Source organism: Mesoplasma florum L1, assembly GCF_000008305.1.
Lineage (GTDB): Bacteria > Bacillota_I > Bacilli_A > Mycoplasmatales > Mycoplasmataceae > Mesoplasma > Mesoplasma florum.
On record NC_006055.1, the window covers coordinates 476,855 to 491,942 of the forward strand.

General features: G+C 27.9%; 12 protein-coding genes and 1 riboswitch. All 12 genes read right to left on the bottom strand.

Annotated elements, in window-relative coordinates; translation table 4 throughout:
- Positions 1 to 29 precede the first annotated feature (29 nt).
- Positions 30 to 548 (bottom strand): hypothetical protein, encoded by a 519-nt coding sequence (locus tag MFL_RS02170; RefSeq protein WP_164919788.1) that lies wholly within the window; start codon positions 546 to 548, stop codon positions 30 to 32.
- Positions 541 to 1,485 carry a methionyl-tRNA formyltransferase gene (gene fmt, locus MFL_RS02175; protein ID WP_164919813.1) on the bottom strand — a complete coding sequence of 315 codons (945 nt, stop codon included), beginning with the start codon at positions 1,483 to 1,485 and terminating at the stop codon, positions 541 to 543. Before fmt ends, MFL_RS02170 begins: the two co-directional genes overlap by 8 nt.
- Positions 1,469 to 3,598 (bottom strand): DUF2779 domain-containing protein, encoded by a 2,130-nt coding sequence (locus tag MFL_RS02180; protein WP_011183309.1) that lies wholly within the window; start codon positions 3,596 to 3,598, stop codon positions 1,469 to 1,471. Before MFL_RS02180 ends, fmt begins: the two co-directional genes overlap by 17 nt.
- 107 nt (positions 3,599 to 3,705) lie before the next feature.
- A complete protein-coding gene (locus tag MFL_RS02185; RefSeq protein ID WP_011183310.1) occupies positions 3,706 to 4,323 on the bottom strand; it encodes a membrane protein in 618 nt (205 codons plus the stop codon).
- Between the two features lie 57 nt (positions 4,324 to 4,380).
- On the bottom strand, positions 4,381 to 5,505 hold the full coding sequence (gene mnmA / locus MFL_RS02190; protein ID WP_011183311.1) for a tRNA 2-thiouridine(34) synthase MnmA: 1,125 nt from the start codon (positions 5,503 to 5,505) through the stop codon (positions 4,381 to 4,383).
- Between the two features lie 70 nt (positions 5,506 to 5,575).
- A complete protein-coding gene (locus tag MFL_RS02195) occupies positions 5,576 to 7,105 on the bottom strand; it encodes an NCS2 family permease (protein ID WP_011183312.1) in 1,530 nt (509 codons plus the stop codon).
- Positions 7,106 to 7,190: 85 nt separating this feature from the next.
- A riboswitch (purine riboswitch) is annotated at positions 7,191 to 7,285 on the bottom strand.
- A gap of 69 nt (positions 7,286 to 7,354) precedes the next feature.
- Complete coding sequence (dnaJ, locus tag MFL_RS02200) at positions 7,355 to 8,479, bottom strand: molecular chaperone DnaJ (RefSeq protein ID WP_011183313.1); 1,125 nt, start codon at positions 8,477 to 8,479, stop codon at positions 7,355 to 7,357.
- Positions 8,480 to 8,533: 54 nt separating this feature from the next.
- Positions 8,534 to 10,312, bottom strand: coding sequence for a molecular chaperone DnaK (dnaK, locus tag MFL_RS02205; RefSeq protein ID WP_011183314.1), 1,779 nt, complete (start codon positions 10,310 to 10,312; stop codon positions 8,534 to 8,536).
- Between the two features lie 21 nt (positions 10,313 to 10,333).
- A complete protein-coding gene (locus MFL_RS02210; RefSeq protein WP_011183315.1) occupies positions 10,334 to 10,897 on the bottom strand; it encodes a nucleotide exchange factor GrpE in 564 nt (187 codons plus the stop codon).
- On the bottom strand, positions 10,890 to 11,918 hold the full coding sequence (hrcA, locus tag MFL_RS02215) for a heat-inducible transcriptional repressor HrcA (RefSeq protein WP_011183316.1): 1,029 nt from the start codon (positions 11,916 to 11,918) through the stop codon (positions 10,890 to 10,892). Before hrcA ends, MFL_RS02210 begins: the two co-directional genes overlap by 8 nt.
- A gap of 54 nt (positions 11,919 to 11,972) precedes the next feature.
- Positions 11,973 to 14,108, bottom strand: a complete 2,136-nt coding sequence (locus tag MFL_RS02220; protein ID WP_011183317.1) for an ATP-dependent Clp protease ATP-binding subunit — start codon at positions 14,106 to 14,108, stop codon at positions 11,973 to 11,975.
- Between the two features lie 112 nt (positions 14,109 to 14,220).
- Complete coding sequence (locus MFL_RS02225) at positions 14,221 to 15,087, bottom strand: thymidylate synthase (protein WP_011183318.1); 867 nt, start codon at positions 15,085 to 15,087, stop codon at positions 14,221 to 14,223.
- Position 15,088: the final 1 nt, after the last annotated feature.

The following is a 15,088-nucleotide window of genomic DNA, read 5'->3' on the forward strand; positions in this document are numbered from 1 at the left end:
TTTAATCATAGTAAATTATAGCATTTAACCTAAAAGTTTGAAAGTTTTTCATTTAGTTTTGTTTTTGATAAAGCTAAAAACATTACTTCAAAAACTATAATTGAAATAATTCATTGAATGCTATCAACAATAGCTTCTTTTACAGCTAGACCATTTCTTGTTGAAATTTGTAGTGTATTTCAAACAACATAATATAAAAATGGTATATATAAAAATACTAAGCTAGCCGCTAAAATTACTGCAATATGTTTAGTAAATATTTTTGAACCAAACTTCATAATTAAAAACATTAAAATATTTATTGCAATAGTTATACCCATTGTAATAACAGAATTTAAAGCTAAATCCATTATTGCTCCATACACAATCCCAGAAACTAACATTCCATATCCTGGTACTAAATAACAGAATGTTAAATAAACTCCTGTTGTAAATTGAATAGCAACACCATCAGCAGTAAATAGCATAGTTACTAATGACAGAGTTACAAGCAACGCGGTTAGCATTCCAATTAAACATATATATTTAATTGATCATCTTTTACTCAAAACAATCACCAACTTTTAAATCAGAAAGATTGTTCAGTTTGTATGAACTTGCTTCCATCATTTTTTTACCTGGTTTTTGAATAAGTAAAATTTGAACTTGACCATCTTTTGTTTGAATGTCTATTCCATTTTCACTAATATTAACTATTGTTCCTGGTTTTGCTTCTACATTATTATTTAAAATTTGTACTTTTTGAATTTTGTATCTTTCTTCACCTTTAAATGTATGAGCTATTGGTCATGGTGATAAACTTCTGATATGATTTCAAACATTAACTGATAAATCATTTCAGTTAATTTTTTCTTCTTCTGTTGAAATATTTTTTGAAAAAGTTACTTCATCTTCATTTTGAGCAATTGGCGGTAATTCATTATTATAAATTTTTAATAAATTTTCTTTAATCATTTTTTGACCTAGTTTAGCTAATTTTTCAAACATGATTCCTGTATCATCAGTTTCTTCAATATCAATTGATTCTTGAATATAATAATCACCTGCATCCATCTTTTTAACCATTTTCATAATTGATATACCAGTTTTAGAATCACCATTTTTAATAGCATACTGAATAGGTGCACCACCACGATATTTTGGTAACAAACTTCCATGAACATTAATTGAATCAATTTTTGGCAGATCCAATATTTTTGTTGGTACAAATTGACCATAAGCACATGTAACAATAAAATCACTTTCGATTTGAGCAATTTCTTCATAAGCTTCAGAAATTTTAACTGGCTGAATTATTTTTAAATTATTTTTTAAAGCAATTTCTTTAACAGGAGTTGGTTTCAATTCTTTTTTTCTGCCAACAGGTCTGTCAGGTTGAGAAATAACTAATACTACTTCAACATTTTCCATTTCAGTTAATGTTGTTAAAATGTCAGCCCCAATTTGTGGAGTGCCACAAAATATAACTTTAATTTTTTCCATTATGTGCCTCCACTAATTCTTTCACTTTTTTAAGAATAACTACCATTGCAAGAGTATCTCTATCACAATATTTAAGCATTCCTTCTTTTACTTTTAAATCTCATGCTGCTTTTGGGATTCTACCATCCACGAATTTTCTAAATGTTTCACTGGCCTTATCACCCTTGTTAATAACTAAATCATTATATGAAAAACTTGGGTCTAAACTTGGTTGTGTTTTTTTGATTGAATAACTTCCTTTAAAGTAAGGATGATAAATTAAAAATGCTGGTCTTCCTGTTACTTTAGTATCACTTGTAAAAAAGTCCATTAAATCAACTGTATTTTGAATTATGTATGCCAATGGTTTTGCATACTTTGGAAACATCATTGCCAGTTTTCTCAATACACCTTGTTCAAAACTTTTATTATAAGCTACATAAACACCAGGACCATGTTTAAAAGAATCTTTAATAAAGTTTTCAATAAATTTAATTCTTGGATCTGTGTCTTGTTCATTGCTTAAAAAGCTATAGTGTTTCATTGTTTCAGGTTTATTGTAATCATAATTATTATCTACAATTACATCAATAGAATATTGAAATGGTGTTTGATAGTATGTGTTAACTAAATTAAATCTTGGAATAGCTCATTTAGAAGTTTCAAAATCATACATATAAATAGGATAATTTTCATAAACACTTAATAAATTGTTTATTCATTCAAGATTATCTAAATCAATAACTCTTCATTTTGATTCATCTTCTGGATATTGTTTTTTAAGGTTATAAACTTCAAACATTCTTTTAGCTATTCTATTTGTTTCAAAAAAAGATTCTCCTTTTTTGTTTAAAACGATACTTGGTTCAAATAAACTCTCATAGTCTTTAAAGTAAGGAGATTTTGAATTTCTTATAACATGTGATTTAAAAGAACGTTTAAATTTTCCTATATTTCAAAAACCTGGTTCATCTTTATCAAATCAATTCATCACATGAAAGCAATTATCATATTCATCATGATTAAAACCATGATCTCAATTCCCAGCACGATCTTTATTGTAATTTAATGTACATTTTTTATTATGTAGAAATTCTGGTATTTCACCATTTTCATATTTCATATTTAAATGGTTTGATAGATTCATAAATATTTGATCTAAATCAAACTTTTCTCTAAAAGCTTTTAAATCATCCTTTAAAGTTGGTCTCTTGGCGTTTTTACCATAAGTCAAATAGTCAAGATAAATTAGTTTATTTAAATCAACTTCAATAGGTTCATTATCATATTCAACAGTAAAATCGCTTTTTACAAAATCTTTAATTTCTTCATACTTAATTTTTCCAAGTTTGTTTATAAATTCTTTAGCTTGTTCTCCAAATGTTTTTTCAGTTATTATTAAGTCAGAATTCATTACATAATCAGAATTTATTTTAGCAATACAAATATCATCTACTATAAAACCACATTTTTCTAAAACAAAAACTTGATACATTAAGTCGAAAAAGTGTTCAGCTTTAACTTTTGTTGTTGCTTTAGCTTCTATTATTTCAACATGTTTATTGTCTTTAATTTTTAAAACGTCACATCTTGTTCTTATCTTTTCATCATCAAAACTAAAAGCCGCTTCATAAATATATTCACACTTATTTTCTTCAAGTAATTCTTTTGTTTTTTTCTCTGCTTCAAAAAATTTTAATTCATCAAGATTTGCTGTTGATTTTTTTTCACTTCTTTTATCATTAGCAATGATATTTTTCATGTCAAAATATTCTCTAACTTTCTCACCAAATGCATTACCATCTTCAATAGTTTCTCCAGCAAATAATTCAGGGTCAAAACCAGTTTCAGAATCTCATGCAGAGTTTCATTTTTTAAGAAACTCTTCTTTCTCATTTTCATTAAGTGATTCAATGTTTAAATATGCAGAAAATATATCAATTGATTCTGCTGAATCAGAAAATTCATTTTCATCATCAAAATTAGCATCAGCATCAATCTCAAGTATTCTGTCTTTTTTTCAATTAACAGCACTTGCAAAATTTTCTTTGTTATCTCATATTCATGCTTTTTTAACGCATTCTTTCATGGATAATTTAAATGTTTCTTTATTAACTTTAGCTTTTAATTTAAACATGCTTAATCTCCTTATAAAACTTTTTATTATTAATATTTTATCAACTTTAAATGTGTTATTAAAAAATAACTTGCATTTATAAACATAATTGCAAGTTATTGATAATATTAGTTTTTTTCTCTACTTCTAACAGGAACAAATTTTTCTTTATTTTCAGTTGTTCTTTGGATAACTGGATTTTTTTTGTTTTCTTTAGCTTCAGCTCTGATTTTTTTAATTTCAGCTTTTTCAATTTGAGCTAATTCTTTTTCTTTTATACGATCAGATTTTTTAATTGCTTTTCTTTCTTCTTTAGTCAATTTAATTTCTTTTTGACCAATTGCAATTCTTTGTTCTGTTTCGTTTAAATCTAAAATTGTATTAACAACTCATTTTGTTGCATAGTTTTTTTTATCAATTTTAGTTGTTATACCTTCAACTTCATAAGCTCTTCTTTCGATTGACTTTTGAGTTTTAGGTTCAATTAATTCAACAACAACATCAAATACGTCACGATATTTATATTCAGGGCCTTTTCTTGAATAAACCTTTTCAAATTCAACTCTAATGTTTTTTCTGTTATCTGATTTAGCTAAAAATGCTTTAATTTCATTTCTAACTGCTTTATACCTTTGTTCTTTTTCTTTTTTAGCAGCTTTTTTACCAGTAATTGTTGTAATAATTACAAAACCTACAACAACAACAAGCATAACTAAAAGAATTATTAATCCTGCACTATTACCCATAAAAATATCATTCCTTCTTTTTAATTTCTTTATTATTATAAATTATTTTTTCTAAAATTATTCTACTATATCAATAATTCCTCCACCGAGACAAATATCGTTTAAATAGAAAACAGCTTCTTGTCCTGGAGTTACTGCTTTTACAATAGCATCGTATGATACTTTATATTCATTATCTTTAATTTTATTTAATCTAACCTTTACATCTGGTTGTCTATATCTAAATTTTGCAGTACATTCAAATTCTTCAACATTATCTATATATTGTTTTAAATCTAATGATCAATTAATTTCTGTAACAATAGCATTGTTTGATAATAAATAACTTTCATCACTAGCTGGACATACATAAATTATTTTTTTGTCTATGTCTTTTGCTGCAACATAATATGGTTCTTTCATACCACCCAAGTTTAATCCTTTTCTTTGACCGATTGTATAATACATTGCTCCAATATGTTTACCAAGAACTTCATTAGTTTTGATATCTACAATATCACCTGGTTGATTTGAAATATAATTTTGTAAAAATTTAGTAAATTCTCTTTCACCAATAAAACAAATTCCTGTTGAATCTTTTTTATCTGCGGTAATTAAACCTTGTTCAGCAGCAATTTTTCTAATCTCAGGTTTTTCTAGACTTTGTAATGGGAATAAAGTTTTTGAAAGTTGATTTTGAGTTAATTGACATAAAAAATATGTTTGATCTTTATTTGTATCAACCGCTCTTATCATTTCATATTGCTTTGTTTTTTCATTAAATCTAACACCTGCATAATGACCCATTGCAATGTAATCTGCTTTTAATTCATTTATTGCATGATTTAAAAACTTGTCAAATTTAATATACTTGTTGCATAAAATATCTGGATTTGGAGTTCTTCCTTTTTTATATTCTTTAATAAAGTATTCAAAAACGTATTCTCAATATTCTTGAACAAAATCAATTCTATGCAATTTTATTCCTAATTTATTTGCAACTTCTAATGCATCTAAATAGTCTTGTTCTTGAGGACATACATCATTATCAATTTCTTGATTTCCTAAAATATCATTATTTGCTGAGGAATCTCAGTTTCGCATAAATAATCCTTCAACTTCATAGCCTTGTTGAATTAATAAATAAGCAGCAACTGATGAATCAACACCGCCACTTAAACCTACGATAACTTTCTTTTTCATATTTCCTCCTTAAACAAAAAAATTACTCAAATGAGTAATTTAATTTTAACATATTTTAATTTATTTCAAATTATATTTGTATGAATGCAAAAGCAATGAAGTAAATAATAAATAAGAATGACAAGCAGTAAACTGCTGGATGAACTTTTTTAGCTTTCGCTGTTATCATCATCATGAATGAATATCCTATAAATGCCATCGCAACACCATTTGCAATTTCATAAGTTGCAATCATAAATAAAATTGATAAGAATGTAGGAACTAAAAATTCAGGTTTATCTCATTCAACATGAGCAGCTTCTTTAATCATCATAATTCCAATATATACACAAGCAGCACTTGTAATAGGTTGAGGAATTAATTTAAAGATTGGGAACATTATAATTGCCAATAAAAATAGAATTCCATTAACAACTGCTGCTAATCCTGTTTTAGCACCTTGTTCTATACCTGCTGCTGATTCAGCAAAAACTCCTAAAGGTGTTGTTCCAGTTACTGAAGCCATCATTGTTCCCATTGAATCAATAACTAAAGCTTTTTGACTTATTTCTTTATGTTGATTTGTTTTTTGATCTAATTGATGTGTAAATGCAGCCATTGTTCCTGTTGCATCAAAGAAATTAATTAACATAACAACAAATATTGAAATATATGTTACTGGTGAAGTTCAAATTTTAGCATTACCGAATGCCTTAAATGTAGAAGTTCAATTTCATGCAAAACCATCAAAATCATAATTTCATCCTTCTCATTTTCTTAAGTCAGCTGAACCTAATAATGAAATAGCTTTTGAATCACTAGGAAGTGTAGATGCTAATATAATTGCAATAACTGACATTGATAAAATAGCAATTGCTACTGCTCCTGGTATTTTTTTAAATGCTAAAAATAAAATTAATAATAAAGTTATTGAACCTAATATTATTGGTAAGTAATTATCTTTTAATGTAGCTACTGAAGCCATTGGTATTCCATTTTCTTGAGCTAATCATCCCATGCTTGAAATACCTACATAAGCTATAAATAAACCAATACCAATACCAATAGCTAATACGATTCCTTTTGGAATTGATTTAATAATGAATGATCTTAAAGGCGTAAGTGAAACTGTTACAAACACTACAGATGATAACATTGTAACAATCATTGCACCTTCAAAGCCTAAACCACCACTAATTCCAATGTTTACACTAACCAATGCATTCATTCCCATTGATGTTGACATTGCTACAGGTATATTAGCAAATAAACCCATAATTATACAACATATACCAGAAACCAATGCTGTTGCAAAAAATATACCAAAGTAATTCATATTTCCAGCACCAGTATTAATTGAAGGTGTTCCTGAAACTAATCCAGGGTTTACTGTAAGTATGTACATCAATGATAAAAATGTTGTAATACCACCAATGATTTCTTTCTTCATAATTGCACCTAAAGTATCAAACTTAAAGTACTTTTCAATTGATCGGATAGCTTTATTGTTGCTGAAGACAAAAGCTTCCTTATTTCTCTGAGCCGTTTGCTCAGGTGTTTCATTTATAAATAATTCAGACTCATTCTCAACTTGAGTCTGTTTTAGACTTTTATTATCCATTTTGCCTATTCTTTCTATGTATAAAATTCAATGAAGAACTCAGCAAAAAATAAAAAAAGTTTTCGTCTACGTAAAAAATACGCATAGCGAAAACCATAAAACTCATAATCTAACATTGGTGTTAGGTAGAGACTCCTTCCCGATATGAAGGATTATACAAGTTTTCATATTAATTTTATACTTAACGATTTTATATAAAAAATAGTCAATATTCAAATAAAAAAAACTAACTTTTATTTTAAGTTAGTTTTAATCAATAATATTTTTAGGCTCAAAATTAGAAAGTTGTTCTAACTCTTTAAGTATTTTTTTCTCTTCTTTAGAAACTGATGTTGGAATAGAAATACTTATTTTAATTAATAAATCTCCACGCTTATCAGAAGTTTGATTTTTGTATAATCCTTTATCATGTACTTTTATTAGTTGACCAGAATAAACACCTTTTGGTATTTTTAATCTTACAGGTCCATCTAATGTTTTAATGATAACTTCATTTCCTAAAATAGCATCAAGGTATGAAATATTATAATTCATTATTAAATCATTTGAATTTGGAATCAATTCAAATACATCGCTTTTCACAATACCTATAGTTATGTAAAGATCACCTGGAATTCCACCTTCTAGTGATGCATGTCCTTTTCCTCGCATAACAAATTGTTGACCAGGTCATAAACCTTTTGGAAGAGGTATTTCAACTTCTTCTCTTTTAGATTCAACACCTTTACCATGACAATTTTTACATTTGCTTTTAAATTCTTTTCCAACTCCATTACATTTATCACAAGTAACTTGGTTTTGAACTTGGAAAGGTCCCATTTGTTTATTAACAATAATTTGTCCAGCACCATTACATTTTGTACAAATATGAACATCAGAAGGGTTTTCAGCACCTACACCATCACATTTTGTACAAGTTTTAACTAAATTTAAAATTGTTTTTTTATTTACTCCAAAAACTAATTCTTTAAAAGTTAGTGTTGCTTCTAATCCAATGTCTTGACCTTTTGAAGGTCCTCTTCTAGAAGAACGCCCGCTTCTTCCCCCACCGAATAAATCAGAGAATATGTCACCAAAGTCCATTCCTCCACCCATGTTTGAGAAGAAATCTTCAAATCCACCAAAGCCTGATCCACCAAAACCTGAACTACCATCAAAAGCTGCATGACCAAATTGATCATATTTAGCTTTTTTATCAGCGTCAAGTAAAACGCTTGCAGCTTCATTAACTTCTTTAAATTTTTCTTCAGCACCGCTCTCTTTATTCATATCGGGGTGATACTTTTTAGCAAGTTTTCTGTATGCGCTTTTTATTTCTTGTTCTGTTGAAGTTTTAGAAACACCTAAAACTTCATAATAATCTCTTTTTGCCATGTTCTTTTCCTTTTTAAAAAATAAAACTAACAATTGTTAGTTTTTAAATTTGGTTTATTTGTTTTCTTCTGAATCTGAATTTCCTTCTTCAGGTTGAGCAGTTTGTGCTTGAGCAAATTGACTTGCCATTTGAATCATTTGTTCTAATTCATTAACTTTTGTTTCTAAAGCTTCATAATCTTCTTTTTCAATTAATTCTTTAACTTCAGCAACCATTTTTTCAGCTTGTTCTTTTTGTTCTTGTGGAATTTCTTGTCCTTCTTGAGTTAAACTTGACTCAATAATAGCAACGTAGCTTTCAGCTTTATGTTTTAATTCAATGTTTTTTCTTTTTATTTCATCAGCTTCTGCATTTGCTTCTGCTTCTTTAATCATTTTTTCAATATCAGCATCACTTAATGCTCCTGAGTTACTAATTGTAATAGATTTTTCTTCATTAGTTGCTTTATCTTTTGCAATAACACTTACAATACCATTTACATCAATTTTGAAAGTAACTTCAATTTGAGGAGTACCTTTTGGAGCTGGCTTAATTCCTGTTAATTGGAATTGACCTAATGATTTATTATCTGCTGCCATTGGTCTTTCACCTTGTAAAACATTAATATCAACTGCTGGTTGATTATCAACTGCTGTTGAGAATATTTGTGATTTTTCTGTAGGAATAGTTGTATTTCTATCAATTAATTTAGTCATAACTCCACCCATAGTTTCAATTCCTAATGATAATGGTGTAACGTCTAATAATAATACATCTGTAACATCTCCCGCTAAAACCCCACCTTGGATAGCTGCACCCATAGCTACAACTTCATCTGGGTTAATTGAACGGTTTGGTTCTTTTCCTAATAATTCTTTAACAATTTTTTGAACAGCTGGTATTCTTGTTGATCCACCAACTAGTAAAACTTCATCAATATCACTAGCACTTAATTTAGCTGCTTGTAATGCATCTTTTACTGGTTTAGAAGTTCTTTCAACTAAATCTTTTGTAATTTTGTCAAATTCTGTTCTTGAAAATTGAGTTGAGAATGAAACTGGTCCATTTTCATTCATTGCAATAAATGGTAAGTTAATTTCAACTTCTAATTGACTTGATAAATTAATTTTTGCTTTTTCAGCTTCATCTTTTAATCTTTGTAATGCCATTTTATCGTTTTTTAAATCAACACCACTTTCAGTTTTAATTTTTTCAATTAATCAGTTAATGATTTGAGTATCGAAGTTATCTCCTCCAAGTTTATTATCACCACTTGTTGATAAAACTTCGAATGTTCCATCAGCTAATTCTAGAATAGAAACGTCAAATGTTCCTCCTCCTAAATCGTAAACTAAAACTTTTTCTTCTTTATCTTTTTTCTCTAATCCATAAGCTAAAGCTGCTGCGGTTGGTTCGTTAATAATTCTTTCAACATCTAACCCTGCAATTTTACCTGCATCTTTTGTTGCTTTACGTTGTGAATCATTAAAGTAAGCAGGAACAGTAATAACTGCTTTAGTAATTTTTTCTCCAACTTTTTCTTCTGCATATTTTTTCATGTATCTTAAAATTTCAGCTGAAATTTGTTCCGGTGTATATTTTTTACCATTTATATCAATTTTTTCATTTGTACCCATTTTTGATTTAACAGATATAACTACGTTTGGATTTGTAACTGCTTGACGTTTTGCAGCTCCCCCAACAATAATATCTTCGTTTTTAAATGCTACAACAGAAGGTGTTGTTCTTTGTCCTTCAGGGTTTTCTAAAATGATTGGTTGCCCACCTTCCATAATTGAAACAACTGAGTTAGTTGTACCTAAGTCTATTCCTATAATTCTTTCTTTTGCCATAATTTATTTCTCCTCTTAATACTATTTTGCTACTTTTACAATTGCGTGAATTAATACTCTATCATGAATCATATATCCATCTGATATTACAGATACTATTTTATTTGATTCCATTCCACTGTTTTCCAGTGATTCATTTGCTTCATGAAAGCTTGAATCAAATTCATCCCCCGCTTTTACACCCATTGCTTTTATTCCGTTAGTTTCAAATGCATTTTCAATTTGACTAATGATCATTTTAAATCCCATCAAATAATTTTGTAACTCTGGAATATCTGTAGGTGTCTCAACCACTTTTTTTAGTAAGTCAATTGGTTTTATTAAGTCCTCAGCTAAATTGCTTGAACCATATTTTCTAACTAAAGCTTCTTGTTCATTTCTTTTTTTTGTAAGATTTGCAATATCAGCATTTCTTAAACTTTTTTGAAATTCAATTTCTTTTTGACAACTCTCAATTTGCTTTTCAAGATCTTGAATTATTTTTTTATAATCTTTTTTCTCTTTTTTGATTTCTTCAGTTGCAACTTTTTTCTCTTTATTCTCAACTGAAGTTTCTTCTTTTTTTAATTCTTTTTCGTTATTCATTTTTATGATCATCTCCATTTATTATTTCTACTATCAAGTTAATTAATTGATTAGCTTGAGAATAATCAACTCTTTTAGGCCCAACCAAAGTTAACATTGTTGAACCCTGTTCTGTTTTAATTGCGGTTTCAACAATTGAAATATCACTTAAATCTTCTGAAATTTCTTCACCTATTTTTGTGCTTATTTGAATCATTTTTTGATTTGAACTATAACTTACATCAAATCAATCAAATGGTGACATGTTTTCCATAATGTTAATAACTTTTCTAAGTTTATCTGTATCATTAAATTCTGGATTTTCTAACATGTTTTTCATTCCAACAATTTCTTTTTTAGATTCTTTTGTTTGTAAAATGTTTGACATAAAAGTTTCTAAAATTAAATCATAGTTTTTAACAGTTGTTTCTAAGTTAGGTCTGATAAGTGATATGTTATTTTCAATTTCTTTAACCGGAGTATCAACTAAACAATCTGAAAATATTTTTATTGATATTGATAAGTCTGATAAAGAAATATCTTTTAAATTGAATAATTGATTTTGCATTTCTCCATTTGAAAGAATAAAAATAACTGATGCCATAGTTTCTGATAATGGAATTAGGTCTATTTTTTTGACCATTAGTTCACTATTTAAATTTTGCTTTGTCACAATTGCTGTCATTTTAGTCATTTCACTAATTATTTGACTTGCTTGTTCTAAAACATTTTCAATTTTTGTTCCGCGTTGAAATAAAATTGATTTTAAGTTTTCTTTTAAACTTTCATTATAATCATCAAATTCCATTAAGTGATCAACATAATATCTGTATCCCTTTGTTGAAGGAACTCTCCCAGATGATGTGTGTTGCTTCTCTAAAAAATTCATTTCTTCAAGTGCTGCTGAATCATTTCTGATAGTTGCACTTGAAACTTTTATGTTAAGTAATTCTTGAATTCTTTTAGAACTAACAGCTTGGTTAGTCTTAATATATTCTGAAACAATTACTTTTAAAATTTTAGCTTGTCTTTCGCTTAACATTTGATCACCTATTTTTATTTTAGCACTCTATACATTAGATTGCTACTTTTTTTCTTAATTTCTAATTTTTGTTAATTCAAAGTCATCATTTTCAACTGTTATTGTATATCTAATGTTTTCTTCTATTTCACCAGAAATTATTTTTTGAGCTAATAATGTTTCAATATTTTTTTCAATATATCTTTTTATTGGTCTTGCTCCGAATTGAGAGTCATATCCTTCATCAATTATTTTATTTTTTGCTTTCATATCAAATGTTAAAAAGAAATTTTTATCATTTTCTAATCTTGCTGATAAAGTATTTAGTTCTTTTGTTACTATTTCAGAAACATTTTCTTTTGACAATGGATTAAATACAACAACATTATCAATTCTATTTAAAAATTCAGGTCTAAAATGTTTTAGCAATTCTGCTTGAATAGCTATTTTACTTTCTTCAGATGTTGAACCATTTTTTAAAATATATTCACTACCTAGATTTGAAGTTAATATGATAATTGTGTTTTTGAAGTCTACTGTTTTACCTAGTGAGTCTGTAATTCTTCCTTCATCCAAAACTTGCAATAAAATGTTAAATACATCAGGGTGCGCTTTTTCAATTTCATCAAATAGAACAATTGAGTACGGATTTCTTCTAACAGCTTCAGTTAATCTTCCACCTTCTTCATACCCAACATAACCTGGAGGAGAACCAATTAATTTAGATACACTATGTTTTTCCATGTATTCACTCATATCTATTCTTACCATTTTTTTATTTGAGTTAAATAATATATCAGCTAAACTTCTTGCAACTTCAGTCTTACCAACACCTGTTGGACCTAAGAATAAGAATGAACCAATTGGTTTATTGGGATCTTTAATACCACTTCTGCTTCTCAAGATAGCCTGAGAAACAGCTTCGATTGCTTGATTTTGTCCTTTTACTCTTTCTTCTAAAGTTTTTTCTAACTCAAGTAATTTTGTTTTTTCAGACTCAACTAGTCTATCAACTGGAATACCTGTTCATTTAGCAACAATTTCAGCAACATCTTTTTCAGTAACTTCTTCACTAACTAATGTTTCACGAGTATCTTTTTCAGCTTCACTTAATTGTTTTTCTAAACTTGGTAATAATGAATATTGTATTTCTCCAGCACGTTTATAATTACCTTCATTCTGTGAAATTTCTAATTCATTTTTTAAGTTTTCAATAGTTGTTTTGAAACTATTTATTTTTTCTAATTGAGATTTTTGTTTATTTCATTCGCTTGCTAATTTATCTTGTTCAATTTTTGTTTTTTCAAGTTCTTTAACAGCTTCAGCTAAACGTTCTTTTGATTTATCGTCTTTTTCTTTTGAAAGTGCACTTTTTTCAATTTCAAGTTGCATAACTTTACGATTAACTTGATCTAGTTCAGTAGGTACACTTGCTAATTCAGTTTTAATTGTAGAAGATGCTTCATCAATTAAATCAATTGCTTTATCTGGTAAGAATCTATCAGCTATATATCTATTTGATAAATTTGCAGCACTTACAATTGCATTATCATGAATTCTAACTCCATGATAAGTTTCAAATCTTTCTTTTAATCCTCTAAGAATAGAAATAGTTTGATCAACAGTTGGTTCTTCTACCATTACTCTTTGAAATCTTCTTTCTAATGCAGAATCTTTTTCAATGTATTCTCTATATTCTTTTAAAGTTGTAGCTCCAATAGCTTTTAACTCTCCTCTTGCAAGAGCTGGTTTTAGAAGGTTTGAAACATCCATTCCTCCACCATTACCTGTTTTACCAGCACCAACTATTAAATGAAGTTCGTCAATGAATAAAATTATTTCACCTTCTGATTTTTTGATTTCATTAACAATTGCTTTTACCCTAGACTCATAGTCCCCAAGATACATAGCACCAGCCATTAAGCTTCCCATATCTAATTCTAAAATTCTTTTTCCTTTTAAAATTGAAGGCACATCACCTTTAACTATTCTTTGAGCTAATCCTTCAACTACTGCAGTTTTACCAACTCCGGGTTCTCCAATTAAAACAGGATTGTTTTTTGTTTTTCTTGAAAGAATTCTAATAACTCTCAATATTTCTTCTTCTCTACCAATAATAGGATCAATTTTTCCATCCTTAGCACTTTGAGTTAAATCACGTGTGTACTTTTCTAATGCGTTAATTTCTTCACCTTTTTGTTGAAATTCCATAATAAATTTCCTCCTTGATAAAAACCTTTTTCCTAGGTTTGTAATTATATTAATACATAATTTTAGCAAAGTCAATAATAGAGTGCTAATTCTTAAAATAAAGAAAAAGTTACTAAACTGCAACTTCTCCTGTTATTTTAGCATGACTTTCATAACCTTCAATTTCAATGTCCTCAAATGCAATATCAAAAATTGATTTTTCAGAATTAATCTTAATTTTGCATAGTGGCAATGGTTTTCTTTTTAATTGCTCATTAATTTGTTCTAGATGGTTTAAATAAATATGAGCATCCCCAATTGTATGAACAAAGTATCTTGCTTTTAAGTTACATTCTTTTGCGATTAATTCCATTAGTAACGCATACGATGCTATATTAAATGGCACTCCTAAAAACACATCACCACTTCTTTGGTATAGTTGTAAATCTAATCAACCGTCTTTTGAAACATAAACTTGTCAAAAAGAATGACATGGTGGTAACAACATGTTATCAACTTCAGCTGGATTTCATGCTGAAACAATATGTCTTCTTGAAAATGGATTTTTCTTAATATCATTAATTAGTTTTGCAAATTGATCAATTCCACCAAAGTCTCTTCATTGTTTTCCATAAACAGGTCCTAAATCTCCTCATTTATTACAGAACTCATTATCATTCTTTAATCTTTCAACAAACTCTTGTAAAGTCTCATTATTGAACTCAGATGATTTTTTAAAATTTTCATATGGTCATTCATTTCAAATTTTTACATTATTCTCAACCAAGTATTTAATATTGGTATCACCTTTTATAAACCATAACATCTCATGAAAGATTGCTTTATAAAAAACTTTTTTAGTTGTTAGTAATGGAAAACCTTCACGTAAATCATATCTTTTTTGTACACCAAACTTAGATATTGTTCCTGTGTTTGTACGATCTTCTCTTTTTTCTCCATCTTTTAAAATTTCATTAACTAATTCTAAATATTGTTTCATA